This window comes from Lysobacter panacisoli (assembly GCF_009765165.1).
Classification (GTDB): Bacteria; Pseudomonadota; Gammaproteobacteria; order Xanthomonadales; family Xanthomonadaceae; genus Lysobacter_J; species Lysobacter_J panacisoli.
This window is the reverse complement of sequence record NZ_VLNU01000001.1, coordinates 849,749-873,201: the sequence shown is the minus strand read 5'-3', so window position 1 is coordinate 873,201 and position 23,453 is coordinate 849,749. Positions and strand designations below refer to the sequence as shown.

The following is a 23,453-nucleotide window of genomic DNA, read 5'->3' as shown; positions in this document are numbered from 1 at the left end:
CATGGGCACCGCCACGGCAGAGGCGCGTGGGCACGAAGCCCCCACTGCCCAGGACGTCGCAGGTCTGGCCGACACCCAGTACGAATCCAGTCTGCGTATCGAAGACGCGCAGCCAGAAGCGCGCCCTCCGACGCGGGACGGCCATGCCTTCTCCGTTGCTTCCACTGGTGTTTTCGCTTGGCTATCGCCGCTGGCTATGGGCACATTGCGCATCCCGCATCCGGCATGGCTCATCGTGGGTGTGCTGCTTCTACTGGGCCTCATCGCGTTGTGCATTCTCCTCGCGCGGCGTTTTTCTCGCAGAGGAGACGAGGCAGTCGTCGAGGCCGAGGCAGGCGCAGAGGCCGATGAACACAAGGCAAGCGAATCCCGCTCAGCCCCATCCGATGAACATGCAGGGGTGAGGGTAAGCGATGCCGCGCTAACCGAATCGCTGCTTCTCGCGCCTGCGCGCGATGTCACGGTCAACGTGCCGACCTCTTGGCAGCCGTCGCTGTCGCCTGTGGTTCGGCCATCATGGGGCACAACGCCTTCGCGACAGACCACGGCCGCATCACCTCAGCCCGAATCGAAGTTGTTCCTCGACGAAGATAACCCGGACGCGACGGTGAGGATGGCTCGAACGGCATTGTCGACCGGCATGCCGGCGCGCGCGGCCGAACTTCTGACCCCGTTGCTGAAACGCACCGACGTGTCGAACAAGACACTGATGGCGGCAGGCGGAATCCTGCAGGACATCGCCATCAGGAGCGATGAGCATGGTGAGTGTTATGGCCTTGCAGCCGATGCGTTCGCCCGCGTTCTGGAGCTTGAACCGCAGCGACAGGCATTGCAGCGACGCATTGGACAGTGTCGACTCGAACAGGCACGAAGACTCAGCGCAGGCCCGCAACGAAGCCGGCTGTTCAGCGAGGCGGCTGAACGCCTGGGCCTGGCGGCTGAAGCGGGCGGCGCCGACATCCGTCTTCTGGCCGATCTGGGTACGGCGCAGGCGCAATGCGTGGCACTAAGCAATGACGCCTCGGGCCCGACCGCGTACATCAACGCCGTGGTTCCGTTGCGCGCAGCGATGGAAGCTGGCGCCGAGGAGGACTCCGACGCCGCGTGGCAGCTGCAGGACATCCTCCGCCAGCAGGCGCAGTCCGAACAAGGCGATCAGGGCGCGTCTCGCCACGCTGAAGCGTCGGCCATCATCCGGCGCGCACTGAGTGAAGGAACCCAGGCCGCTAGGCGGCCGCTCTGGCAGGCCACCGCCATTGACGCCGCAATCGAATCGATGCGCATGAAGAATCCGAATGCCGCAGCGCGTCGCACGCGTCTGCGTGAGATCCGAGCGCGTTTCGCGCCCATCATGAAGGGCGATGTGGCTCCGGTTCTGGTCAGTGCCTGGGTGGAACTGCTCTGCACGGAAGCCGACGGATTGGTCGGAAGCGTAGCCATCGAGAAGTATCAGGAAGCCGAAGCCCGGCTTTCCGATGCGATGCGATCCAATCACGAGGACCTGTCACTGGCGGTCTCCGCTTCGCGGGTCGCCCGGCGCAAGGCGGCCCGGCAGGCGCCGCTGGCTCGACTAGCCACGCTCCGTAACGCACAGCAGCGCCTGCTCAAGCCATACGCGAATCGCGTTGCCTCGTCCGAGGCTCTGCAGTTCGAGCGGGTCGCCAATACGATCGAGCAGGCACCACTACTGCGCATGCAGGCATCCAGGGAGATGTACGCCCAAGCGTTGGAATGGGCAGAACCCCTGGCGCACAGCCCCAGGCATGAGGCGAAGGCGATGCAGTACTGCCTCGATGCCACACTGGCCCTCGATGCCGTCGGTGAGCACGACCTGATGGCCGATCGCCTTCTCGGTCGCGCACGCGCAGATGCCGGGGCGATGTTGGTCGTGGCGCGCTATTTCCTGGAACGAGGCAACCTCGCCAAGGCGGCCGAGTCCTGCGAAGCGGCATGGCGCAGTGGGGCGCCGAAGTCCGTGCTTGTGCCGCTGTGGCAGAACGTCGTCGATGCTGCCGCATCAAACCCGGTATCGGCCGCGTGGCTTGATGGGAGCTGCAAGCACCTGGTTCAGGCTAGGAATGCGGAGGGGCACGTGATCGGAGTTGGCGCACGCCGGCCGGGCCGGATCGCATCGGGCGATTGGGGTCGTGATGCGCGATCCGCATCAGTTCATCGCGCCGGATGATACGGACGGCACGCCGCGCCAGGTCGATGGTGCCGTCCGCCTGAAGGTGTGCGAAAGCTCGACTCACCGTCTCGCGGGCCAGCCCGAGATGACAGGCGATATCCGCGCGGCTCATGGGTAGACGGAAGTGTGTCGACCCGGTCTCCTGCACCATGCGATCGCCGATATCCAGCAGGAAATACGCAAGCCGACCAAGCGCCTCACGGTGTCCGAGAATCTGGGAGTGCAGGTGACCGCAGTCGCTGTCGTGCGCTAAAGCCATCAGCAGCGAAGGAAACAGCTCAGGGCTGACTGCCATCCGCTCCAGGTTGTCCTTGTGCAGTACGTGGGCGGTCGATGGCTCCAGTGCCAAGCCTTCATACTGATGCCGGCCGCTCACGATCCCATCGAGGCCGATGAATTCTCCAGGAAACCGGAACGCGCACAGTTCCTCATGCCCTTCTGCGGAGAAGCGCGAGATCTTGAAGGCGCCGCTTCCAATCAGGTAGATCGCCTCGAAGCGATCATCTATCCGGAACAACCTGCGATCCGGTGGTACGAACAGGCGGCGACACGTACCTCCGATATGCATCGACAGGGCGGGCCAGCCTGCGCATGCGGGTGCCGTGTGCGTTCTTTCGATGCTCATATGGGCACGCATCTCGACCCCAGCGCGGTTCAGGCGGATCGCTGAATGCATTCTGCGCGCCTTCGCAGGCGAATCCCATACCCTTTGTCACGGGAAGTCCTCCGAGGAGGGAGGCGTCGGGGCGAGCGCCCCTTATGGCAGCATCCCGTGCTCGGAGGCGTAGCTGAATATTTCCAGATCCGATCGGATGCCGAGCTTCTCCATTGCGGCGATCTTCTGATTGCTGATGGTCTTTGCACTACGCGCGAGGAGCTCCGAAATCTCCTTCACGCTGAGTCCCGAGGCATACAGGCGCAGAACTTCGGACTCCCGCCGCGAAAGGGTCTCCTGACGTTTGGTCATCGCATCCATGTGGCGTCGGGCGAAGTCGCCAAGATAGGTGCGCCCTTGCAGCACGGCGTTCACGGCCAGCAGCAACTCGGACAGAGGGTCGGACTTGTTGACGACGGCGTTGGCGCCAGAGCCCACGATCGATCGCAACACAGCCGGACTCTGAACCTGAGTGAGCACGACAATGGGGAGAACGGGCCACCGGTTCCGCAAGAGGGTCAGCAGCGACAGACCATCGAGGGCTTCGGCGCCCGGCATGCTGAAGTCGGTCACCAGGATGTCGCAGGTCGTGCGGGCGAGCGCACTCAGCAGACTGTCTGTGGACATGGCGACGGCAACGACTTTGCAGCCACTCTGCTCAAGCAAAAGCCTGACGCCATTCGCGACGACTGGATGATCGTCCGCCAGGACGACGCGGAACGCCTTGCCATTCGCGGCCTCACTGGTCCTGCTGACAGTAGTGCTCATTCGCCTCCCAATCCATCGCGTGGAATTTCCTGTCGAGCACCAGCCCGGGGCCTCGGTGGCTCCAAAGCGAAGCGCTTCAACCAGGTCGTATGTCGTCCTGATTTCCTTATACGTGGCGAGAGAGGGGGCGCGTCACCCGGAACAATCCGAGATCGTGCGCTGTCAAGTAAGCGAAAATCGCTGCTGGTTACCTGGCAGAAACGAATCGCGATGAACCACGGCGCGCAGTGTGTCAGCGTGACTGCGCAGACGGGAGTCGGCGAATGAGCGTTCGCGAGAAGGAGCGGCCTACAGGAATCCCAGATACTCGACGCAACCCGCGCTTGCATGCGACAGGGCGAAGGCCCGTGCCTCTTCAAGCGAGGCGTGCGAGTTGGTGCCCATGCCACCGGCGAGGCCGCATTGCAGCCAGGGAGTTCGAAGCCAGGCGAAACGGCGACGATATTGCACTTCGTAACCGCAGTGGCGATCCCGGACGATGCGGTACTCGGCGTGTGGACGGCGCGGTGGCGAGGATGTGAGCTCTGCGTCAGGTGCCAACAGTGTCGCTACGTCCGGGCCGCGCTCGGCGCGACTGATGCTATGGACGTTGCCCCAGGCAGCGTTCGCCTCGGCATCGTGCGATTCCGCCTGCGCCGCCTTGGCATTGTTGCCTGCATTCATGAACGTGATCCCGAGGCATGGAGCCACCGGTGCGCGGCGAACCAGCGCACCGGGGCATGTGTCACCGGCTGCGACCGCGGGTGAGCAGGTTGATGAAGAGAAGCAGCACCGCCGCACCAATGAAGGCAGTGATCAGGAAGCCAATCCAGCCGCTGCCGAACACCAGGCCCACCTTCGGCAGTGCCCAGCCACCGAGGAAGCCGCCAACGATGCCCACCACGATGTTGAGCACGATGCCCATCGAGGCGTCCCGACGCATCAACATGCTCGCCAGCCAACCCGCAACACCACCCACCACCAGATAGATCAAGAAATTCACGGCAACCACATCCTCTGTTACGCCCCGAGGGGCCGACGACGATGCCTCCATGCGGATCGGCCTGCATGGCCGGGACGAGAGGCAGCGCAGCCTGCAGCATCTTCGCCGTAAGAAGGACCCGCAAGGTTCAAAGTACGCGGCAAGAATTGTTCGCCTTGACGCCCGACATCACGGAAGGCAGATGAGGACAATCGGGCCGTCGTGAGGCTGCTGAGCAGCAGAAGGCCGAGGCTGCCGATCAATGACTCGCGCCAGATTGTCCAGATCCGCAGCAGAGTGCCGCGTGCTGTCACCGACGCGCGGGCTCGCCAGCAAGGGGGTCCGCTGCGACCGTGACGTACCCGCGAGTGCGCGTGGTCTGTTCATTGACCGGCGCGTTCATCGCTTCCCACAGCGTATCGATCGTCACCCATACGTGCGGGTAGCGGTGTGCCGCGACGTCCAGGATCAGGACGCGATCGCTGTCCGCGTCGTAGGCGGCGACGGGCGAGATGTGGCCCATGCGCTTCTGCCCCAGCAGTTCCCGTTCGTAGTTGACCAGCAGCAGATCGCCCTCGCGGTGCAGGTTCGACGACACCGCGCGACGGAACCCGTCGATATCGGTGGAAGAGGCATGCACGACCGTCGCATGGACGCCATGTGCACGCAGAAGATCTCCGAACTCGCGCAGCGACATGCCGACGAAACTGACCTTGAGTGGATCCAGTTCCACGTCCGCATCCGCGAACAGGCTCTCCTGATCCAACGATGCGCCCGACGCATTGAGCGCGACCAGCGCGCTCGCTACGCCGCAGTACGCGCGACGCGTCTGCGCGACGAAGTTTGTCCGCAATGCATCGTAATCGGCATCGGCGTCGCTTTCCGCGAGCAGGCGTCGCCCCGCGGGCGTGTCGAGCGCGATCAGGTGCGAGGGCAGGGGTTCTAGGGCGAGGGGCGGCGTGCGCAGGTAGCGGTGCCAGATCGAGCCGCCGACCGTCAACGCGGCGAAGGCGAGGATGAACGCGACGACCACCACGATTCGCTTCATGTCGATCCTGTGGGACGGTCCAGACGCTCCCCCGGTCCCCGGTATCCGCCGGGGCCGGGGCAGCCTCCGCTCCCTGGGTGCAGGCAAGAGATCGCAGCGGACATGACGCCGCGGTGAAACAGCTGAACGAAGACGCTGGCCACGTGCGCTCAATGTTCCGCCGGTCGCGCCGATAACCCTGTCGTATATCGGGACCCCACATGTTCATCATCATCGGTTTCATCGTCGTGCTTGGCAGCGTGCTGGGCGGCTTCGTTCTTTCCCACGGAAAGATCGGCGCGCTGTGGCAACCGTACGAGCTGCTCATCATCGGCGGTGCCGCGTTCGGCGCGTTCCTGGTCGCCAATCCGATGAAGGTGGTGAAGGCCTGCGCTTCGGGCGTCCCGAAGCTGCTCAAGGGTTCGCACTACAAGAAGAGCGATTACGTCGACATCCTCGCGATGCTGTACGACGTGCTGAACAAGGCGCGCCGCGAAGGGATGATGGGCATCGAGCGGGACGTCGACGATCCCGCATCGAGCGAGCTGTTCTCGCGCTATCCCAAGCTCCAGGCCGACAAGCATCTGATGGAATTCACTACCGACTGCCTGCGCCTGATGGTCAGCGGCAACTTCGAGCCGCACGAACTCGAACAGGTCCTGGAAGTCGAACTGGAGACGCACAGCAAGGAGGCCAGCGAGCCGGCGCATGCGCTGCAGGTGCTCGCCGATTCGCTGCCGGGCTTCGGAATCGTCGCGGCCGTGCTTGGCATTGTGATTACGATGGCCTCGATCGGTGGCGAAGCGGCGGAGATCGGAAAGCACGTCGCCGGCGCGCTGGTCGGCACCTTCCTCGGCATCTTGCTCGGTTATGGCTTCGTCGGTCCGCTCGCGGCGGCGTTGCATCACCACGCACAGGAAGAAGCCAAGGCGTTCGAGATCATCAAGATGGCGCTGGTGTCGAGCCTGCGCGGCTATTCGCCGAGCGTCGCGGTGGAATTCGCGCGCAAGCTGCTGTTCTCCGACATGCGGCCGGCCTTCAGCGACCTCGACGCGCACCTGCGCGCCAAGCGCTGACCCATGACCACCGCGAAGGATCGCCCGATCATCATCCTGCGACGCATCAAGCGCGTCGCGGGCGGCCATCACGGTGGCGCGTGGAAGGTGGCGTACGCGGACTTCGTCACGGCGATGATGGCGTTCTTCCTGGTGATGTGGCTCGTCGGCGTCGCCGACAAGCAGCAGCGCGCGGCGATCTCCGAGTACTTCAAGAATCCCAGCGCAGTGCCGGGTCGCTCGCTCAAGCCCGCGCCCGGTGCGAACGGCCCCGGTGGCGCGGCCGACCGGCTGATTCCCACCACCAGCGCCGTCGCCGTCGCCGGCGGCCACGGCGCCGAGTTCGGCGCGCGCGAGCCGATGCGCATCACGCCGCAGGCCGCAAAACAGGCGGCGCGCGAGGAAGAGGCGCGCCGGCTCGAAGCGCTCAAGCGCACACTCGAGGAAGCGGTGGAACGCAGCCAGGCGCTGGCGCCATTCAAGGACCAGTTGCTGATCGACCTCACGCCGGAGGGTTTGCGCATCCAGATCGTCGACCACCTCAACCGGCCGATGTTCGACCTCGCCAGTGCGCGCCTGAAGGACTACGCACACACGCTGCTCGGCGAACTGGGCAAGCTGCTCAACGACGGCCACCATCGCATCGCGTTGAGCGGCCACACCGACGAGATTCCGTTCCACGCGGCCGGCGGTTACGGCAACTGGGAACTCTCCGCCGAACGCGCCAACGCCGCGCGTCGCGCGCTGGTCGAGGGCGGACTGGAAGAAGCGCAGGTCTCGCGCGTGGTCGGTCTGGCCGCGTCGGTGCCGTTCGACAAGAAGGATCCGCGTGCCGCGATCAACCGCCGCATCAGCATCGTGGTGATCAATACCGAACTCGACGCGCCGGTGGAGCCCGAACGCATTCCTCGCGCACCGGCGCCGGGTTCGTTGCCGGTCGAGCCGGTGCGCATCGCCGCCGAGCCCGACGACGCGATGCCGCACGGCTAGCCGGTCAAGTCTTGCAGTGGCAAGTGCCGGCGGGCGTCGTCGTCGCGCACGACGGCGGCACCATCCATTCCTCGCGATAGCTGCCGTTGAACGGCGACAACCGGATCACCGCGCTGCGCGCGCCGATGAACCATCGGCCCTGACGATGCACGACCGAGCCGGGATGCACCTGGCCCCACTGCAGGTTCGTGTGCAGGCGCGACGTCGCCAGCGTACGCAGGTCCACGCGCACCACGCCGCGATTCGTCACCAGCGTCCACGTATCCGCTTCGAGCAGGGCGGCGCTCGGGACTTCCGCCAGGTCCAGCACCTTGTCGATCTGCCAGCGCGTTGCGCCGCGCCGATGCATGCGGTGGATCTCCCCGCGCTCACCGTACATGTTCGAACCGCTGGCGATGAACACCTCGCCCCGGAACGCCGCGAATGCGACGACCGGCTTGTTGAGCAGCTCCACCCGCTGCGCGCCGGAGTCGGACACCCATGCGACGGTGCCGCCCCATTCGCCCTTGTTCGTGCCGACCAGTCGTCCGCCGCCGGGCAGCGGCTGCGAGAGTTCCGGCGGATGCGCGGGTGTCGTGGCGAACAGCAGCTCGCCGCGCGCACCCATGCCGACCGTCCAGTCGCTGCGCGACTCGTTGGCACAGCGCCATTCGGCCGCGTTGGCGGGCGGTGCGGTGACGTTCCAGTGCGTCGACGGCGTCACCGACGCCGTAGCCAGGACGACCGCCCATGCGATGCCAGCCCCCATTCGTGCCCCCCGACACGAGTCTTCACGGCACCAGATTACGCAAGCGCGCGACGTGCGGAAATGCCGGATCGATGACCGGTCGTCGCGATGCCGACGGACGGCATCACGGCGCGCTTATGCGCCGGGTTTAAGATCCGGCGACACGATGCCCCCGGGGACGGCGCGTGTTCCTCCACCGGAGAACGATCATGAGCGAACACGTCTACAAGCACCTTGAACTGACCGGCTCCTCCAAGACCAGCAGCGACGATGCGATCCGGCGCGCGATCGAGCGCGCCTCGCAGACGGTGCGCAACATCAAGTGGTTCTGCGTACAGGACGTACGCGGGCACGTCGAGGACGGCAAGGTCGCGCATTGGCAGGTGACGCTGAAGATCGGGTTCACCCTGGACGAGTGAGTCGTCGCCCGAGGCTTGAATCGCATTCAAGCGAGCCTTGCCAAACCGTCGCTTTTTCGCGGGCGCCTGCAGGTCTAACTTTCTTTCCACTCAAGTGGCAAAGGGAGTCGGCCGTGAATATCTACACCGGATTGCTGTTCCAGCAGGGTTACATCCAGGATCCCGAACTGGCGGTTTCGCTGGCAGGCGAAGAGGCGGAAGCGAAGGCAGGCGAGCAGGAACGCGAACGTGTCGCCAAGCGCGAGCGCAAGCCGCGTTCCAGCTTCCATAGCCACGCGGTCTCGATGGTCTGCGGCACCACCGCACTGTCGCCGTTCCGCTGAACCTGTGGCGATGATCGCCCGGCTCTGGCATGGGATCACGCTGACCGAGCAGGCCGATGCCTACCTCGCGTTCCTGCGCGAGCGGGCCGTGCCCGATTACCGCGGCACGCCCGGCAACCGGTCGGTCAGCGTGATGCATCGCCAGGCCGGGCGGATCACCCATTTCCTGATCCTCACGCACTGGGAATCGATGGCCTCGATAGAGGCCTTCGCGGGTCGCGACGTGGAGCGGGCGAAGTACTACCCGGAGGACGACGGGTTCCTGCTCGAGTTCGAGCCGACCGTCGTCCACTACGTCGTCGACGACACGGCCGCCGACTGATCCCGTCGCCCGCCTTCTGCCACACTGGCGGCGAGCTCGGGGGATGCGCATGCACGCGGTGGAACGCTGGTTCGGCGACGGATTCGACACGCTCCATCCGGCCCTGCGCGAGCTGCATCGGCGCGGCGGCACGTTGCGTGGCCCGGTGACGATCGAGTTCGGACACGGTCTTGCCGGACGGATCGGCCGACGCTTCGCGCAACGGATGGGCGTTCCGGTCGAACCCGGCGAAACGATGCTGCGCGTGGACATCCGGTCGGACGGTGATGTCCTGCACTGGGATCGCCTGTTCGGTGCTTCGCAAACGATGACGTCGCGCTTTGTTCCGGTTGGCGCATGGCCACGCGGACACTGGCTGGAAACGACCGGCCCATTGCGACTCGCGTTGTCCGTCGATACGACGTATGGCGACTGGCGATGGCATCCGCGCGCGGCGTGGCTGCACGGTGTGCGCATTCCGCTGGCGCTGTTGCCGCGCGTGCAAGCGGGAAAGCGCATCGATGCGCGTGACGGTTATGTGTTCGATGTGGCCGTGACGCTGCCGTGGTTCGGCCTGTTGTTCCGCTACGGTGGTGTGCTGGCTCCGGACGCCTGACCGATCACGCCAAAGCGACGGCGCCACCGTGAAGCTGCAGCTCTGGGCCGAAAGGAGCTGCGAATGATGCATCCAAGGATGTGCGCGTTGGCGCTGCTGCTCGCGTTCGCCGTGCCAGGTCGCGCGCAGGATGCCGTCAACGCGCCGGTCGCCGAGCTCGACCTGAAGCGCTACAGCGGCCAGTGGCATGAGATCGCCCACCTGCCGATGTTCTTCCAGCGCCAGTGCGTGGGCGACATCACGGCGACCTACACGCCGCGCGCCGACGGCAACGTCACGGTGCGCAATGCATGCCGTACCAAGGAAGGCACCACCGACGTGTCCGAAGGCATCGCGCGTCCGGTCGCCGGAAAACCAGCCGCGCTGGAGGTGCGGTTCGCGCCGGATTGGCTGTCGTGGCTGCCGATGGTCTGGGCGGATTACTGGGTCATCGATCTGGATCCGGAGTACCACTGGGCCGTCGTTGGCGGGCCGGACCGTGACCACTTGTGGGTACTGTCGCGCGAGCCGGAGATGAACCGCGCGCTGTTCCAGCGGATCAAGGCGCGCGCTGCCGCGAAGGGCTACAACCTGCGCGAACTGAAGGTCATGGCGCCGCTTCGTCCCTGAATACGCGGCCGGCGGCGTCGACGTCCTAGAATGTCGTCATCGGACGCAGTACAGGCAGGGGCCCATGTCACGCAATTCCAAGGTCAAGCGCGACGCGCGCAAGAAGAAGGAGCCTTCCCGGCCGATCCGCCGGCTCGGCGCGGCCATGCAGCCGCACGCGCAGCTGCTCGACGATCAGGATGCATCGGTGGGCGGCGTGGGCTGGCGCGACGGTGAATGGCTGCTGGTACTGGGCGCACAGGTGGTCGCGCGCAGCGAGAGCGCCGCGATGGCGCTGGCGATGCTCAAGCACGTGGTCGCGGTGCAGGCCGGTGCGGGTCACGAGTTGCGTCTGGAGGCCTCGCCCGCGCTGCTCAACAACGCCAGCCGCGAAGCCGCTGCGCTCGGCCACACCCTGGACGAATACCTCGCCGCGCTGGAACAGGAGCGTCGCGAGCGCGCGCTCGAAGCGTCCGCCGTCACGGGCACCGCGCCGTCCACGCACTGACGCTGGCCGCCGCGCGGCAGCGCCCGCGTTGCTCCGGACACGAGGCAACGGAGCGAAGCCATGCGCGACCATCGGGCGGGTAGGGCATTGTTGTTTGCGCTGGCGATGGCCGGCGCCGCCGCAGCGGTCGCGCAGGACCTGCGCCCGGAATCGCTGCAACAGTACGGCGGCACGTACTCGCCGGCCTGCGGCGATGCGTTCGCGCCGCAGGTGCACATCGCCGCGCAGGGGCTGGAGATCGTCCTGGGCACACGCAAGCAGCGCACGCCGGTACGCATGGATTCGTACACCAGCTTCGGCGGCGCGCCGACTTCGCCGGTACCGGAAGGCTATCGCGTCGAGTTCATCGGCGACGACTTCTCGCTATACGTGTTCGAGGATCCCAAGGGACTGTACGTGCCGTTGCAGGACTACGTCCCCGCCGCGGAAAAAGTGGTTGGCGCGGCCGCGATGAAGTCGCGCTTCGGCCGCTGCGACAAGTGAACCCGAGCGGATTCACGCCGCCTTAGCATCGTCGCGGCGGGGGATGAACTGCGCGCGCGCTTGCGCCATGCTGTAGCGATCGGCCGCAATGGCGAACGCAACGGAGTCGGCATGGAACTGGGCATGGTCGGACTGGGTCGCATGGGCGCCAACATGGCGCAGCGCCTGGTGAAGCACGGGCATCGCGTGGTGGGGTTCGACCCCGGCCCGCAGGCGCGCGAACAGGCATCGCAGCGCGGTATCGACGCGGTCGATTCGCTGACGGCGCTGGTCGCCGGCCTGAAGTCGACGCGCGCGATCTGGCTGATGGTGCCCGCCGGCGAGACGGTCGATCGCACACTCGCCGATCTGCTGCCGCAGCTGTCGCGCGGCGACATCGTCGTCGACGGCGGCAACTCCTTCTACAAGGACACGATGCGCCGTGCGGCGATGCTGTCCGAACACGGCATCGGCTATGTCGATTGCGGCACCAGCGGCGGCGTGTGGGGACTGGCCGAGGGCTACAGCCTGATGATCGGCGGCGACGAGATTCCGGTCGAACGCCTGCGTCCTGTGTTCGAGGCGCTCGCGCCCGCGCCGGATCGTGGCTGGGGTCGCGTCGGTCCTAGCGGCGCGGGCCATTTCGCCAAGATGGTCCACAACGGTATCGAATACGGAATGATGCAGGCCTACGCGGAGGGCTTCGCGATCCTCGAGCGCAAGCAGGAATTCGGCATCGACCTGGGCCGGCTCGCGCAGATCTGGCGCCACGGCAGCGTCGTGCGTTCGTGGCTGCTCGACCTCAGCGCGAACGCGCTCGAACGCAACCCGACGCTCGATGGCATCGCGCCGTTCGTGGCCGATTCCGGCGAAGGGCGCTGGACCGTCGCCGAGGCCATCGACCTCGACGTGTCCGCGCCGGTGATCACGCTGTCGCTGCTCGAACGCCTGCGCTCGCGCGAGGACGATTCCTTCGCCGACAAGCTGCTCGCGGCGATGCGCAACGAGTTCGGCGGGCACGCCATCCGCAAGGGCTGAGCGCCGCCCGTCGGCGCGCGCCATGCCGCATCGCGGCATGCACGTAGGCTGGCGCCGGGCATTCCCGCCCGGACGGAGAGTGGACATGACGACCGTGGTCGCATCGCGCCCCACCAGTTACTGGATCATCGCCGTGCTCGCCCTGCTGTGGAACCTGATCGGACTGACGATGTTCTGCCTGACGATGGCGGCGACGCCCGAACAGGTCGCGGCCATGCCTTCGGAACATCGCGAGATCCTCGCCGCCACGCCGGGCTGGATGCAGGTCGCCTACGGTGCGGCCGTGATCGGCGGCGTGCTCGGTGCCATCGGGCTGCTGCTGAGGAAGCGCTGGGCGACGACGTTCTTCCTGCTGTCGCTGGTCGGCCTGGTGGTGCAGTGCCTGGGCGCGTTCCTGGTCACGCCGGCTTGGCGACTGCTTGGCCCGTCGGGCCTGGCGATGCCGGTCTTGCTGCTGGCGATCGCGCTGTTCCTGCTGTCGTACGCGCGCCGCGCCGCCGCGCGGGGTTGGCTGCGCTGAGGAGCGCGGGGATCGATCGTCGCGGAAACCAACGCACGCCGGCGGCCTCGCCGCCGGCCTTGAGCGCTTCCGCCTGTTCCTGCTGCGACGATTGGCCCGCCGACGGGACGGCGCTTCCCCTGCGAACGGACTAATCGGGACGCACATGCGACGTTACGCTGGCGGCCCGTCCAATCCCGCAGGAATCGCACCGATGCCGTCCACGTACCAGGTCACCGTGCCCACCGTCCAGCGCGCTCTGCGCAATCTGCGCCACGTGCTGCAGGCCGGCGAACGCCACGCGCATGAGACCGGCATCGCACCGGACACGCTCCTGCAGTCGCGTCTGATCGAGGACATGCTGCCGCTGTTGCGCAACGTGCAGATCGCGACCGACACGGCCAAGAACAGCATCGCGCGGCTCGCGGCGGTCGAAGCGCCGAAGTTCGAGGACGACGAGACCAGCTTCGCGCAGTTGTACGCGCGCATCGACCGCGCCATCGAGTACATCGGCACCGTCGCGCCGGACGCATTCGACGCAAGCGAAGCGCGAGCGATCACGATGACCACCGGAAGCCGCGGCGACGTGCGTTTCGAAGGCGCAGCCGCGTACCTGTCGGATTTCATGCTGCCGAACTTCTTCTTCCACTGCACCACCTGCTACGCGATCCTGCGCCAGGCCGGCGTGCCGCTGGGCAAGAAGGACTACCTCTGGCCGAACTGAGCGGCGACACGGTCGCGACGCGGTGACGGCGACACGGCGGCCGGTATGGAACAATGCCGGCGTCGTGTAAGGGACAGGGATTCCGTCTTCATGCCAAACCGTGTCCACGGCCTGCGCGAGCCCGACCGCGCACTTGGGATCGTCCGCATCTGCGCCTGCATCGCAGCGCTTGCGCTGGGCGGTTGCGCCACCGCGCCGCCGCAAGTGTGCAGTCCGCTGGAATGGCGTCCATCGCCCAACCACGATCAACGCAGCGCGCAGATGATCGTGCTGCACCAGACCGAGATGGAGAGCGCTGAAGCGGCGCTGGTCACACTGCAGACGCGAAATCCCACCGGGCGCGTCAGCGCGCACTACCTGATCGGCGACGACGGCCGGCTCTACCAGCTCGTGGCCGAAAGCGAGCGTGCGTGGCACGCGGGTGCGTCGCGCTGGGGCGGCGTGGCCGATCTCAATTCCGCGTCCATCGGCATCGAACTCGACAACGACGGCGTCGAGCCCTTCAGCCAGGCGCAAATCGACACGCTGCTGCGCCTGCTCGATGACATCACCGGTCGCCTCGACATCCCGCGCCATCTCGTGATCGGTCACGGCGACATCGCGCCCACGCGCAAGCGCGATCCCAGTGCGCTGTTCCCGTGGAAGCGTTTGGCCGAAGCGGGCTATGGGCTGTGGCCGCGGGCGGTGACAGCGCCGGTGCCGTCGGGGTTTGATCCTTGGGCTGCGATGCGGTTGATCGGTTACGACCTGCGCGATCCCGCGGCCGCACTGCGCGCGTTCCATCGCCACTATCGCGGTAACGAAGACGAGCAGTGGCTGCCGGGCGATGCGGAGATCCTTTACGACCTGCAACAGCAACTGATGGAGATGCCGGTTATGGAGATGCCGGCGACCGTGCCGTGACCGTCAGCGACGCCTGAAGCGGAACACCACCGCGCCGATCAGCAGCGCAACGGCCGCCGCCATGAGGTTCGCGGGTTGCGCGCTGGCCAGCAGGCCCAGGCTCAGCACGATGGCGGCGATGGGAATGAGCGGGCCGCCCGGCAGACGCAGCGCGCCCGCGCGGTCTCCGTGGCGACGGCGCAGCACCAGCACCGAGCCCGCCGTGCCCAGATAGGTGCACAGTCGCGACACCACCGACAACAGCGCCAGTTGCACGAACGATCCCGACAGCGCGAGTGCGAGCGAGATCGCGCCGATGACGAGGATCGCCACGACCGGCGTGCGGAAGCGCGGATGGATCGCGGCGAGTGTGCGCGGCCCGTAGCCGTCATGCGCGAGCGCGAGCAGATAACGCGGCGCCATCATCACCGTGTTGCTGCTGGTGCCGAGGATGGAGATGCTCGCGCCGATCGTCATCAGCAATGCGAGCGTCTCGCCGCTGAAGCGCGCGGCCGCCTGTGCGAGCGGCGTCGTCGACGCGGCGAGGCCAGGCAGCGTACCGAGCGCGACCCACTGCACGCTGACGTACACCGTGGTGACGGTGGCGATCATGGTCAGCAGCGCGAACGGAACGTCGCGCCGCGGATTGCGGTACTCGCCCGCCGCGGCCGGCAGGTTCTCGAAACCCGCATAGGCGAACAGCAGCAGCAACGCCGCCTCGCCCAGTGATTGCATCGACAGCGGCGTGCCGAGCGGCGAGGCGAGTGAGGCATCGACGTGGAATGCGCCGATCGCGACGAACAAAAGCAGCGGTAGAAGCTTGCCTATCGCCAGCAGCGCGCCGGTGCGCGCGGCGGCGCGCACGCCGAGGATGTTGATCGCGACCAGCAAGCCGATGGAACCCGCAACGATGGACACGCGTGCCCAGCCAGTGTCGGCCGCGGGCCAGAAGTGCGTGACCGCCTCGGCCAGGCCGTTGGCGAGCGCCGCCGCGGTGGCGATGCGCGTGAGCAGCAGCATCCAGCCGACCTCGAATCCGATCAGCGGCCCAAAGGCCTCGCGCGCGTAGAGATACCCGCCGCCGGGTGCGTCGAAGTAACTCGCCGCCTGCGCGTAGCACAGCACCAGCAGACTGACGGCCACGCCCGCGAGCAGCACCGCCCACAGGCTTGCCGGTCCGAGCAGTGCGGCGGCTGCGGCGGGAAGCAGGTAGATGCCGCTGCCGATGACGTCGTTGATGGAAAGGCCGACGATCTGCCATCGACCGACTGCTCGCACCGTGGTCGGCGCGTCGGTGGACGGCGTAGTCCGTGTGTCCAAACCCTGCTCCCGGCATGGCCCTTGCCGAGAGTGCCGCAGATGGCGGTCCCGCGCCACGCTACGACGAAGCCGCCGGAGGGCCGGCGGCTTCGTGTGTTGCGCAAGGCCTGCTGCGATCAGAAGTCGTAGCGGACCTGCAGCTGCGCCAGGTCGAGGTCGGTGTCTTCGATCTCGAAGCGGCTGTACTCGCCGCGCAGCGCGAGGTGGTCGGTGAAGCGGTACTGCACACCGACGCCGTAGGTCGGATCGGTGCCGCTGTCGTCGTCGTTGCCGACGACGGACGGAATCGCGGTGTCGAGGTCCCAGCGCTGGAAGCCGGCCTTCGCGTAGGCGGAGAAGCTGTCGGTGATCGGCAGCGTGCCGACCGCGGTCAGGTAGACCGAGCTGGCTTCGAGTTCGGCGCCCGCACCGCGCGGCTCGAGCTTGCCGAAGTCGGCGTAGCCGGCCTCGAGGCCGAAGTAGCGATTGAACTGGTAACCGCCGAACAACGAGAACGCGGTGTCTTCGTCGTCATAGTTACGCTCGTCGACGTAGGACTGGCCCACGCCCGCACCGGCGTAGAAACCCTTGTCGGCCGCCTGCGCGCCGAAGGCGGCGGCACCGGCGAGAACGGCAACCAGGGCAGTGGACAGCATCTTGTTCTTGCTCATTGTCTTGATGACTCCTGCATCGACACCGCCGCAAAGAGGGGGAGGGAGCGGTGGCGTCCGCGATGGGTCCTGACGGAATGTCTGGGCAGCCATCGCCGCACGGATGAAATGGGCGCCAGTCGTGCGGATCAAAGACCGGATTACGGGGATGCTCTGTCCCGCGTGCGGAACCGTGCGGCGCGCAGTGCCGTCGACTGTGCGCAATGTGTGCACTCGCCGGGCGGAAGGCGGGCACACCGTACGGTTCCGATGCGCTGGATGAACGAATGCGAACGTTGTTCATGTTCGCGCGGGATCGCAACGCGGATGTGCGGTTGTGCACGGATCGCCCGGGACAAGCAGAAAACGCGCGAGAAGGGGTTAATCCCGCGTGGATGTGACGCGCATGGTCACGCGTGGGTTCATCGAGGCTGCGGCACAGTCGAAACCGGTCCGGTGCCACGTTCCTCGGTGCCGGGCCGGACCGCCCCGCGAGAGGGCGAACTTCGGGTGTGTGGCGCGAAAGGCGGCTCCGGCCGCCTTTCGCTTGCCCGTCGTTTTCGGAGTAGTCCGCCTGCGCCCGCACGCGGCGCATGCGACAATGTCCACAGATGAACGATTCCGGCCCCCTCGACCTGGCGCGGTTGCGTCGCAGTTGCTCTCAGTGTTCGTTGCAGCAGCTCTGCCTCCCGGCAGGCATCACGGCACACGAACTGGAGCGGCTCGACGATATCGTGCGTCGCCGCCGCACGATCGAGCGCGGCGAACGGCTCTTCCGCATCGGCGATCCGCTGTCCTCGGTGTACGTCGCGCGCGACGGCGCGTTCAAGACGGTGAGCATCAGCGAGGACGGCGAAGAGCAGGTCGTCGGATTCCACCTGCCGGGCGAGCTGATCGGCCTGGATGCGCTGGGCGAAGGCGCGCACCGCTGCGAAGCCATCGCGCTCGGTGCGGCGAACGTGTGCGATGTTCCGTTCGACCAGCTGACGGTGATCGCCACGCAGTTGCCGAGCCTGCAGCAACAGCTGCTGCGCGTGATCGGCCACAGCCTCAATCGCGACCACGACCACATGGAAATGCTGGTGCGTCGCCAGGCCAACGAGCGCATTGCGCTGTTCCTGCACGGACTCGGCGAGCGTTTCCGCCAGATCGGCCAGTCTCCACTCGCGTTCCGGCTGCCGATGAGCCGCGAGGACATCGCGCGCTACCTCGGCCTCGCGCTGGAAACGGTGAGCCGCGGATTCACGCGCTTGCAGGAAGACAACGTCATTGCGGTGCATGGTCGCCGCGTCGAGATCCTCGACGGCGAAGAACTGATCCGCCTGGCGCACGGGGCCGATAGCGAGGAAGTGTCCTCGCGCGCGCGTCGCGCACGCTGAGTCGAAGCCCGACGGGAGTCCTGCTCACGCCGTGGGCGGCAAGCAACCCAGTGCGCCGAGCAGCGAGTGCATCAACGGCACCTGCATCAACCACGGCGCCGTCATCGTCATCACGCCCGCGACCAGAACGATCGCCGCTCCCGCATGGCGCCAGCGCGTCTGCAACCAGCGCCCGAAGCGCGCGCCGCTCCACGTCAGCGGCAGCATGACCGGCAGGGTGCCGAGCCCGAACGCCGCCATCGTCATCGCACCGCGCACCGCGTCGGCCTGCAACCACGCCGCCGCTAGCAGGGTCGTACTGAGCCCACACGGCAGCCAGCCCCACAACACCGCAAGCCCTAGCCGGCGCGCGCGCGTATCGGCCGGCAACAGGCGCTGTTGCAGCGGGCGCAGCCAGGTCCACAAACGCGAGCCGGGCTGGCCTAGGAAACCGAGCCTTCCCTTGCGGTCGAACAAGCGCAATGCGACGAGGACGAGGATCGCGCCGACCAGCATGCGCAGCGCGGTGGCGAGTCCGTCGATGCGCGCTACCGAGACGATGCCGTGGCCGAGCCCGCCGGCGATCGCGCCGGCGATGACGTAGCCGCCGATGCGGCCGAGGTTTGCTTCGATCGCGGGCGCGGCCGAACTGCGCGCGTTCGCGGAGAACGTGCTGGCGATGCCGCCGCACATCGCCGCGCAGTGCACGCCGCCCAGCAGGCCGCTGAGCGCCGCCGCACCGAGCGTCAGCCAGTCAATCGGCATCGCGATCGCCGTCGTCCTGCGTGCGCAGCGGCGCGGGATCGTCGCGCAGGATGTCGATGGCCGGCGTATCCAGGTCGTCGAACTGGCCGCGTCGTACCGCCCACACGAACGCGCCGATCGCGATGCCGAGCAGCACGATGCTGATGGGAACGAGCAGGAGCAGGATGTTCATGCGCGCCTCCGCGAAGTCGTCGCGCCACGCCCGAGGCGCAGTGCGTTGAGGGTGACCAGCAGCGACGAGCCGGCCATGCCGAGTGCCGCGATCCAAGGCGTGACGTGCCCGGTCGCCGCCAGCGGGATCGCCAGCAGGTTGTAGCCCAGCGCCCAGGCCAGATTCTGCCGCACAACGCGCTGCGCGCGGCGGGCTAGGTCGATCGCCTGCGGAATGCGCAGCAGCGACGGGCTGGTCACGACGAAATCCGCGGCGCGCTGCGCCAGCGTCGCGCCTTCGGCCATCGCCAGCGAGGCGTCCGCGCCGGCAAGCACCGGTGCATCGTTGAGGCCGTCGCCGACCATCACCACGACGTCGCCCTGTGCCTGACGCTCACGCACCAGCGCCAGCTTCTGTTCCGGCGTCTGCCGCGCGTGCGCGTCGTCGATGCCGACCTGTCGCGCGAAGCGCGCGACCGCGACGGACGCGTCGCCGCTGCAAAGTTCGACCTTCAGGCCGGCCTCGCGCAATGCGGACACCGCTTCGCGCGCGTCGTCGCGCAGCGCTTCGCGCACGGTGAACCGCGCGACGGCCCGGCCGCCGTGGCCGAGCCAGAGCGCACCGTCATCGGCATCGCCGGCCGCGAAATCCGCACGGCCCAGTCGCCATTCCTGCCCATCGATGCGACCTTCGATGCCCTGTCCAGGGACGGTGCGCACCTGCTGCGCGACGTGCGGCGTGTCGATGCCGGTGAAGGCCTGCGCGAGCGGGTGCGTGCTGTCGCGTTCCAGCGCCGCGGCGATGGCGAGCGCGGCATCGGTCTCGAATCCCTCGAACGCCTGCGCCGAATCCAGTTGCGGACCTCCGCTGCTGAGTGTGCCGGTCTTGTCGAGGATCACCCGGTCCACGCGCGCCAGGGTCGACAGCGCATCGCCGCGCAGGCCGAGCACGCCCATCCGCGCGAGCGTGCCGTGGGCGACGGTGAGCGCGGTCGGAATCGCCAGCGAAAGCGCGCACGGGCAGCTCACGACCAGCAGCGCGAGGGTCACTTCGAATGCGCGTGCCGGATCGTGCGCGCGCCACCACGCCCACGTCGCGACGGCGCACAACAGCAGCACGACGAGGAAGCCGCCGGCGACGCGCTCGGCCGCACGCGCGAGCTGGGGGCGCGAACCCTGCGCGTGTTCGACCAGGCGGGTGAGTTCGGAAAGGCGCGTGTCGGCGCCGATGCGGGTGAGGCGCAGGCGCGCGGACTGCTCGCGACAGATGCTTCCGGCGAGCGCCTGATCGCCGGGTTCGCGGCGCACCGGTGCGGATTCGCCGGTGATCAGGGCTTCGTCGAACGACGAGGACGCATCGAGCAGGATGCCGTCGGCCGGTACCGCTTCGCCCGCGGCGACGCGGACGACATCGCCGACAAGGAGTTCGCCGACCGGGATCTGCTGGGGGCGACCTTCGCGATCCTCGCGCGTGGCCAGCGCGGGGCGCGCGCGTGCGAGCGCATCGACCTGCGCGCTGGCGATGCCACGTGCGCGCTGCTCGAACATGCGCGCGACCAGCAGCAACAGCACGAACATCACCGCCGCGTCGTACCAGACATGCACGCCGCCGCGCACGGTCTCCACGACGCTGGCGAAGTAGGCGAGCAGGGTGGAACCGGCGATCAGCGTGTCCATCCCGATGCGACGGCCGCGCAGCTCGTTCCACATGCCTTCCAGGAACGGCCAGCCGGCGTAGAACACCACCGGTGTCGACACGAGGAAGGTGATCCAGCGGAAGAAATCGCGCGTGGCGATCGGCATCTGCTGCGCGGTGTCCAGATACAGCGCTTCGGCGAACATCATCGCCTGGACCGCGCCGAGCCCGGCCACACCCAGCCGCAGCAGCCAGCGGCGGCGTTCCTTGCGCTTGGCCTGCTCGCGCGCTTCGCCGGTGGCGAGCCACGGGCGATAGCCGAGTGCGTTGAGGCGCGACATGAGCGTCGAGAGCGTCACGCGGGCGGGATCCCAGGCAATCACGACGCGACCGGTGACCGCGTTGGCACCCGCATCGAGCACGCCCGGATGGCGGCGCAAGGCGCGGTCGATCAGCCAGGCGCAGGCGGCGCAGCGCATGGCGTCGGTAAGCACGGTGATCTCGCGTCCGCCCGGCACGATGCGGCTGTGCTCGGCGAGCACGACATCACGATCCCACGCACCGAAATCGGCGCTGGCCGGATCCACGCGGCCTGCGGGCACGGTGCGCAGCTGGTAGTAGTCGTCGAGCGCGGCCTGGTGGATCCAGGTGGCGGCGGCAGCGCAGCCGCTGCAGCAGAACGCTTCGTTCCCCTGGGCCACCGCGTCGCCCGCGAGCGTGGCCCCGCAATGGGCGCAATCCGCGCGGGACGCGGTGCTGGAAGCGGCGAGGGAGGCGGCCACGGCCATGACGGTCATTCTCCGCCGACGGCGGGCCCCAGGTGTGCGGCAAGCTGGCCCGCATGCAGGCGACCGCGGATGCGCCAGGCGCCGTCCGCCGGTGCGAGTTGCAGCAGCCAGTCATGGTCGAGCGGCAACTCCGCGGCGACGTGCCAGCCCAGCTCGGACGGCTGCAGTTGCAGAGTGCGGTCCTGCGCGGCTTCGCTTGGATGCGAGAGCACCAGCGTCAGCGCGCGGTCGCGTTCGAGGCCGGCAAGCCCATCGCCGACCGGCAACAGCTCCACGCCCTTGCTCTTGCCGTCGACGCGAAGCACCGCGGAGAGCTTGAGCGCGCGTGCGCGTTCGTCCGGGCCGAGTTCAGTGACCTGGATCTGCGCCGTGCGCTGCACGGTGTCGATCACCGCGTCGCTGCTGCCGCTGCGCACGGCGATCACGACCAGGCCGACACCGGCGATCACCGAGGCCAGTGGCAGCAACACCACCAGCCAGGCCACGGGAGTACGAAGAAAACTGCGATCGAGCATTACATCGGTCCGAAGAAGTTGGAGGCGACGTCCGCGGACGCAGCGCCGTCGCTGCGCTCCACGCGGAAGGTAACCGGATGCTTGCCAGTGGTCGAAGCGGGGGCCGACAGCACGATCGGCACGTTCGCCACTTCTTCCGCCGGCGTCTGCACGGTCAGCTCGCCGCCGGGCAGCGTGATGTCGGGGCCGGCCTGCACGCGGATGCGGAAGGTGTGCGCCGCCACGTCCTTGTTGACCAGTTTGAGCGTGTAGGTGTTCTCGATGCGCGCATCGGCGGTCTCGCGGTACAGCGCATTGCGGTCGCGCAGCACTTCGGCGATCAGCGGGCTGCGGTTCACCACGCCCCACGCCCACGCGCCGCACAGCGCCAGCAGCAGGAAGCCGTACACGAACACGCGCGGACGCAACACGCGCGTCGACTTGCCGTCGATCGCGTTCTGCGTGGCGTAGCGGATCAGGCCACGCGGGTAGCCCATCTTGTCCATCACCTGGTCGCAGGCATCGATGCATGCGCCGCAAGCGATGCACTCGTACTGCAGGCCATTGCGGATGTCGATGCCGGTCGGGCAGACCTGCACGCAGATCGTGCAGTCGATGCAGTCGCCCAGTTCCTCGGGCGAGAACTTCGGCAGCGGCTCGGCCTTAAGCCCGACGTCGGTGACGGCGGTCGTGCCGGCGGCCTGAGCGGCGGTGGCGTTGGCGAAATGCGCGGCGCGGAACACGTAGTCGTAAGCGGCCTGCACGTCGATCAGTCCGCGCGCGCGCTGCAGCACGCTCTCCAGCCCGCGCTTGCGCGGGCCACGCGGTTCGCCACGCATCGGATCGTAGGCGATGATCATCGTGTTGCGATCGAACATCGCGCTCTGGAAGCGTGCGTACGGGCACATGTACTTGCACACCTGCTCGCGCAGGAAGCCCGCATTGCCCCAGGTCGCCAGCGCGTAGAACAGCACCCAGAAGGTTTCCCAGCCGCCCCAGCCGGGCGGATTGCCGATCAGCGGCGTGCGCGCGGCGAGGTCGGTGATCGGGGTGAAGAAACCGACGAAGGTGAAGCCCGTCCATAGCGCGAACACCAGCCACAGCAGGTGTTTGCCGCCCTTGCGGAGCACCTTTTCGCGACTCCACGGGGCCGCGTCGAGCTTCATCCGCGCGTTGCGGTCGCCCTCGGTCCACTGCTCCATCCACAGGAACACTTCCGTCCACACCGTCTGCGGGCAGGCGTAGCCGCACCACAGGCGTCCGGCCAGCGCGGTGAAGAAGAACAGCGCCAGGCCGGCGATGATCAGCAGCATCGCCAGGAACACGAAGTCCTGCGGCCAGAAGTTCAGGCCGAACACGTAGAACTTGCGCGCGGGCAGGTCGAACAGCACCGCCTGGCGGCCGTCCCAGCGCAGCCACGGGAACACGTAGAACATGCCCAGCAGGACCACGACCGCGATCGTGCGCCATGTCTGGAACCGGCCCTGCACGCTTCGGGGGTAGATCTTGCGTTCGCTGACGTAAAGCGCGTTGCCGCCGTCGTCGACCAGATCGATCGCGATTTTCTTGCTCATTGCATGGG

The 23,453-nt window shown here is 67.3% G+C and carries 28 protein-coding genes; 15 read left to right on the top strand and 13 right to left on the bottom strand.

Annotation, left to right across the window (positions count from 1 at the left end; genetic code table 11):
• The first annotated feature begins 1 nt into the window (after position 1).
• The gene (locus FOF45_RS04355) at positions 2-2,185 is read left to right on the top strand and encodes a coiled-coil domain-containing protein (protein WP_158982776.1); all 2,184 of its coding nucleotides are present in this window, start codon (positions 2-4) and stop codon (positions 2,183-2,185) included.
• Here FOF45_RS04355 and FOF45_RS04350 read toward each other — a convergent pair.
• The 5 genes from FOF45_RS04350 to FOF45_RS04330 all read right to left on the bottom strand — a co-directional run bounded on the left by FOF45_RS04350 (position 2,073) and on the right by FOF45_RS04330 (position 5,620).
• Positions 2,073-2,864, bottom strand: a complete 792-nt coding sequence (locus FOF45_RS04350) for a Crp/Fnr family transcriptional regulator (RefSeq protein WP_158982775.1) — start codon at positions 2,862-2,864, stop codon at positions 2,073-2,075. The genes FOF45_RS04355 and FOF45_RS04350 overlap by 113 nt on opposite strands.
• Positions 2,865-2,945: 81 nt before the next feature.
• A complete protein-coding gene (locus FOF45_RS04345; RefSeq protein ID WP_158982774.1) occupies positions 2,946-3,611 on the bottom strand; it encodes a response regulator in 666 nt (221 codons plus the stop codon).
• Positions 3,612-3,899: 288 nt separating this feature from the next.
• Complete coding sequence (locus tag FOF45_RS04340; RefSeq protein ID WP_199244428.1) at positions 3,900-4,274, bottom strand: hypothetical protein; 375 nt, start codon at positions 4,272-4,274, stop codon at positions 3,900-3,902.
• Positions 4,275-4,335: 61 nt separating this feature from the next.
• Positions 4,336-4,593 carry a GlsB/YeaQ/YmgE family stress response membrane protein gene (locus FOF45_RS04335; RefSeq protein ID WP_158982773.1) on the bottom strand — a complete coding sequence of 86 codons (258 nt, stop codon included), beginning with the start codon at positions 4,591-4,593 and terminating at the stop codon, positions 4,336-4,338.
• A gap of 289 nt (positions 4,594-4,882) precedes the next feature.
• Positions 4,883-5,620 (bottom strand): phytochelatin synthase family protein, encoded by a 738-nt coding sequence (locus tag FOF45_RS04330; protein ID WP_158982772.1) that lies wholly within the window; start codon positions 5,618-5,620, stop codon positions 4,883-4,885.
• Between the two features lie 200 nt (positions 5,621-5,820).
• Between FOF45_RS04330 and motA the strand changes: the two genes are divergently transcribed.
• Entirely contained in the window at positions 5,821-6,675 is an 855-nt protein-coding gene (motA, locus tag FOF45_RS04325) for a flagellar motor stator protein MotA (RefSeq protein WP_158982771.1), read from the top strand.
• Between the two features lie 3 nt (positions 6,676-6,678).
• Positions 6,679-7,644, top strand: coding sequence for a flagellar motor protein MotB (motB, locus tag FOF45_RS04320; protein ID WP_158982770.1), 966 nt, complete (start codon positions 6,679-6,681; stop codon positions 7,642-7,644).
• A gap of 4 nt (positions 7,645-7,648) precedes the next feature.
• Here motB and FOF45_RS04315 read toward each other — a convergent pair whose 3' ends face one another.
• A complete protein-coding gene (locus FOF45_RS04315; protein WP_158982769.1) occupies positions 7,649-8,392 on the bottom strand; it encodes a hypothetical protein in 744 nt (247 codons plus the stop codon).
• Positions 8,393-8,580: 188 nt separating this feature from the next.
• Here FOF45_RS04315 and FOF45_RS04310 point away from each other — a divergent pair, with 188 nt between their 5' ends.
• The 11 genes from FOF45_RS04310 to FOF45_RS04260 all read left to right on the top strand — a co-directional run bounded on the left by FOF45_RS04310 (position 8,581) and on the right by FOF45_RS04260 (position 14,752).
• On the top strand, positions 8,581-8,790 hold the full coding sequence (locus FOF45_RS04310; protein WP_158982768.1) for a dodecin: 210 nt from the start codon (positions 8,581-8,583) through the stop codon (positions 8,788-8,790).
• A 113-nt stretch (positions 8,791-8,903) separates the two neighbouring features.
• The gene (locus FOF45_RS04305; RefSeq protein ID WP_158982767.1) at positions 8,904-9,113 is read left to right on the top strand and encodes a hypothetical protein; all 210 of its coding nucleotides are present in this window, start codon (positions 8,904-8,906) and stop codon (positions 9,111-9,113) included.
• Between the two features lie 10 nt (positions 9,114-9,123).
• Complete coding sequence (locus tag FOF45_RS04300) at positions 9,124-9,435, top strand: antibiotic biosynthesis monooxygenase family protein (RefSeq protein ID WP_158982766.1); 312 nt, start codon at positions 9,124-9,126, stop codon at positions 9,433-9,435.
• Positions 9,436-9,478: 43 nt separating this feature from the next.
• On the top strand, positions 9,479-10,030 hold the full coding sequence (locus FOF45_RS04295) for a DUF4166 domain-containing protein (protein ID WP_158982765.1): 552 nt from the start codon (positions 9,479-9,481) through the stop codon (positions 10,028-10,030).
• Positions 10,031-10,096: 66 nt separating this feature from the next.
• A complete protein-coding gene (locus FOF45_RS04290; RefSeq protein WP_199244427.1) occupies positions 10,097-10,639 on the top strand; it encodes a lipocalin family protein in 543 nt (180 codons plus the stop codon).
• 64 nt (positions 10,640-10,703) lie between these two features.
• Complete coding sequence (locus FOF45_RS04285; RefSeq protein ID WP_158982763.1) at positions 10,704-11,126, top strand: hypothetical protein; 423 nt, start codon at positions 10,704-10,706, stop codon at positions 11,124-11,126.
• A gap of 60 nt (positions 11,127-11,186) precedes the next feature.
• Positions 11,187-11,609, top strand: coding sequence for a hypothetical protein (locus FOF45_RS04280; RefSeq protein ID WP_158982762.1), 423 nt, complete (start codon positions 11,187-11,189; stop codon positions 11,607-11,609).
• Between the two features lie 111 nt (positions 11,610-11,720).
• Positions 11,721-12,626, top strand: a complete 906-nt coding sequence (gnd, locus tag FOF45_RS04275; RefSeq protein ID WP_158982761.1) for a phosphogluconate dehydrogenase (NAD(+)-dependent, decarboxylating) — start codon at positions 11,721-11,723, stop codon at positions 12,624-12,626.
• An 85-nt stretch (positions 12,627-12,711) separates the two neighbouring features.
• Complete coding sequence (locus tag FOF45_RS04270) at positions 12,712-13,146, top strand: hypothetical protein (protein ID WP_158982760.1); 435 nt, start codon at positions 12,712-12,714, stop codon at positions 13,144-13,146.
• A 193-nt stretch (positions 13,147-13,339) separates the two neighbouring features.
• Positions 13,340-13,849, top strand: a complete 510-nt coding sequence (locus FOF45_RS04265; RefSeq protein WP_158982759.1) for a DUF1993 domain-containing protein — start codon at positions 13,340-13,342, stop codon at positions 13,847-13,849.
• A gap of 90 nt (positions 13,850-13,939) precedes the next feature.
• On the top strand, positions 13,940-14,752 hold the full coding sequence (locus tag FOF45_RS04260) for an N-acetylmuramoyl-L-alanine amidase (protein ID WP_158982758.1): 813 nt from the start codon (positions 13,940-13,942) through the stop codon (positions 14,750-14,752).
• Positions 14,753-14,755: 3 nt separating this feature from the next.
• Here the strand turns inward: FOF45_RS04260 and FOF45_RS04255 are convergent, their stop codons facing one another.
• Both FOF45_RS04255 and FOF45_RS04250 read right to left on the bottom strand, forming a co-directional pair.
• Complete coding sequence (locus tag FOF45_RS04255) at positions 14,756-16,051, bottom strand: APC family permease (protein WP_158982757.1); 1,296 nt, start codon at positions 16,049-16,051, stop codon at positions 14,756-14,758.
• 116 nt (positions 16,052-16,167) lie between these two features.
• Entirely contained in the window at positions 16,168-16,701 is a 534-nt protein-coding gene (locus FOF45_RS04250; RefSeq protein ID WP_158982756.1) for an outer membrane beta-barrel protein, read from the bottom strand.
• Between the two features lie 590 nt (positions 16,702-17,291).
• Here FOF45_RS04250 and fnr point away from each other — a divergent pair.
• A complete protein-coding gene (gene fnr / locus FOF45_RS04245) occupies positions 17,292-18,059 on the top strand; it encodes a fumarate/nitrate reduction transcriptional regulator Fnr (RefSeq protein WP_158982755.1) in 768 nt (255 codons plus the stop codon).
• A gap of 24 nt (positions 18,060-18,083) precedes the next feature.
• Here fnr and FOF45_RS04240 read toward each other — a convergent pair whose 3' ends face one another.
• From FOF45_RS04240 to FOF45_RS04220, 5 genes are read right to left on the bottom strand one after another with little or no spacing between them, the layout of a single operon-like run.
• Entirely contained in the window at positions 18,084-18,803 is a 720-nt protein-coding gene (locus tag FOF45_RS04240) for a sulfite exporter TauE/SafE family protein (protein WP_158982754.1), read from the bottom strand.
• Complete coding sequence (gene ccoS / locus FOF45_RS04235) at positions 18,793-18,975, bottom strand: cbb3-type cytochrome oxidase assembly protein CcoS (protein WP_158982753.1); 183 nt, start codon at positions 18,973-18,975, stop codon at positions 18,793-18,795. The genes FOF45_RS04240 and ccoS overlap by 11 nt, the downstream gene beginning before the upstream one ends.
• Entirely contained in the window at positions 18,972-21,377 is a 2,406-nt protein-coding gene (locus tag FOF45_RS04230; protein ID WP_158982752.1) for a heavy metal translocating P-type ATPase, read from the bottom strand. Before FOF45_RS04230 ends, ccoS begins: the two co-directional genes overlap by 4 nt.
• A gap of 5 nt (positions 21,378-21,382) precedes the next feature.
• Entirely contained in the window at positions 21,383-21,892 is a 510-nt protein-coding gene (locus FOF45_RS04225; RefSeq protein WP_158982751.1) for a FixH family protein, read from the bottom strand.
• A complete protein-coding gene (locus FOF45_RS04220) occupies positions 21,892-23,445 on the bottom strand; it encodes a 4Fe-4S dicluster domain-containing protein (protein ID WP_158982750.1) in 1,554 nt (517 codons plus the stop codon). The genes FOF45_RS04225 and FOF45_RS04220 overlap by 1 nt, the downstream gene beginning before the upstream one ends.
• Between the last annotated feature and the right edge of the window lie 8 nt (positions 23,446-23,453).

What these genes read in the sequence shown, in the direction of transcription:
- FOF45_RS04355 (WP_158982776.1), top strand. Translation starts at nt 2, where the DNA reads ATGGGCACCGCCACGGCAGAGGCGCGTGGGCACGAAGCCCCCACTGCC.
- FOF45_RS04350 (WP_158982775.1), bottom strand. Translation starts at nt 2,864, where the DNA reads ATGCATTCAGCGATCCGCCTGAACCGCGCTGGGGTCGAGATGCGTGCC.
- FOF45_RS04345 (WP_158982774.1), bottom strand. Translation starts at nt 3,611, where the DNA reads ATGAGCACTACTGTCAGCAGGACCAGTGAGGCCGCGAATGGCAAGGCG.
- FOF45_RS04340 (WP_199244428.1), bottom strand. Translation starts at nt 4,274, where the DNA reads ATGAATGCAGGCAACAATGCCAAGGCGGCGCAGGCGGAATCGCACGAT.
- FOF45_RS04330 (WP_158982772.1), bottom strand. Translation starts at nt 5,620, where the DNA reads ATGAAGCGAATCGTGGTGGTCGTCGCGTTCATCCTCGCCTTCGCCGCG.
- motA (WP_158982771.1), top strand. Translation starts at nt 5,821, where the DNA reads ATGTTCATCATCATCGGTTTCATCGTCGTGCTTGGCAGCGTGCTGGGC.
- motB (WP_158982770.1), top strand. Translation starts at nt 6,679, where the DNA reads ATGACCACCGCGAAGGATCGCCCGATCATCATCCTGCGACGCATCAAG.
- FOF45_RS04315 (WP_158982769.1), bottom strand. Translation starts at nt 8,392, where the DNA reads ATGGGGGCTGGCATCGCATGGGCGGTCGTCCTGGCTACGGCGTCGGTG.
- FOF45_RS04310 (WP_158982768.1), top strand. Translation starts at nt 8,581, where the DNA reads ATGAGCGAACACGTCTACAAGCACCTTGAACTGACCGGCTCCTCCAAG.
- FOF45_RS04300 (WP_158982766.1), top strand. Translation starts at nt 9,124, where the DNA reads ATGATCGCCCGGCTCTGGCATGGGATCACGCTGACCGAGCAGGCCGAT.
- FOF45_RS04295 (WP_158982765.1), top strand. Translation starts at nt 9,479, where the DNA reads ATGCGCATGCACGCGGTGGAACGCTGGTTCGGCGACGGATTCGACACG.
- FOF45_RS04290 (WP_199244427.1), top strand. Translation starts at nt 10,097, where the DNA reads ATGCATCCAAGGATGTGCGCGTTGGCGCTGCTGCTCGCGTTCGCCGTG.
- FOF45_RS04285 (WP_158982763.1), top strand. Translation starts at nt 10,704, where the DNA reads ATGTCACGCAATTCCAAGGTCAAGCGCGACGCGCGCAAGAAGAAGGAG.
- FOF45_RS04280 (WP_158982762.1), top strand. Translation starts at nt 11,187, where the DNA reads ATGCGCGACCATCGGGCGGGTAGGGCATTGTTGTTTGCGCTGGCGATG.
- gnd (WP_158982761.1), top strand. Translation starts at nt 11,721, where the DNA reads ATGGAACTGGGCATGGTCGGACTGGGTCGCATGGGCGCCAACATGGCG.
- FOF45_RS04270 (WP_158982760.1), top strand. Translation starts at nt 12,712, where the DNA reads ATGACGACCGTGGTCGCATCGCGCCCCACCAGTTACTGGATCATCGCC.
- FOF45_RS04265 (WP_158982759.1), top strand. Translation starts at nt 13,340, where the DNA reads ATGCCGTCCACGTACCAGGTCACCGTGCCCACCGTCCAGCGCGCTCTG.
- FOF45_RS04260 (WP_158982758.1), top strand. Translation starts at nt 13,940, where the DNA reads ATGCCAAACCGTGTCCACGGCCTGCGCGAGCCCGACCGCGCACTTGGG.
- FOF45_RS04250 (WP_158982756.1), bottom strand. Translation starts at nt 16,701, where the DNA reads ATGAGCAAGAACAAGATGCTGTCCACTGCCCTGGTTGCCGTTCTCGCC.
- fnr (WP_158982755.1), top strand. Translation starts at nt 17,292, where the DNA reads ATGAACGATTCCGGCCCCCTCGACCTGGCGCGGTTGCGTCGCAGTTGC.
- FOF45_RS04240 (WP_158982754.1), bottom strand. Translation starts at nt 18,803, where the DNA reads ATGCCGATTGACTGGCTGACGCTCGGTGCGGCGGCGCTCAGCGGCCTG.
- ccoS (WP_158982753.1), bottom strand. Translation starts at nt 18,975, where the DNA reads ATGAACATCCTGCTCCTGCTCGTTCCCATCAGCATCGTGCTGCTCGGC.
- FOF45_RS04230 (WP_158982752.1), bottom strand. Translation starts at nt 21,377, where the DNA reads ATGGCCGTGGCCGCCTCCCTCGCCGCTTCCAGCACCGCGTCCCGCGCG.
- FOF45_RS04225 (WP_158982751.1), bottom strand. Translation starts at nt 21,892, where the DNA reads ATGCTCGATCGCAGTTTTCTTCGTACTCCCGTGGCCTGGCTGGTGGTG.
- FOF45_RS04220 (WP_158982750.1), bottom strand. Translation starts at nt 23,445, where the DNA reads ATGAGCAAGAAAATCGCGATCGATCTGGTCGACGACGGCGGCAACGCG.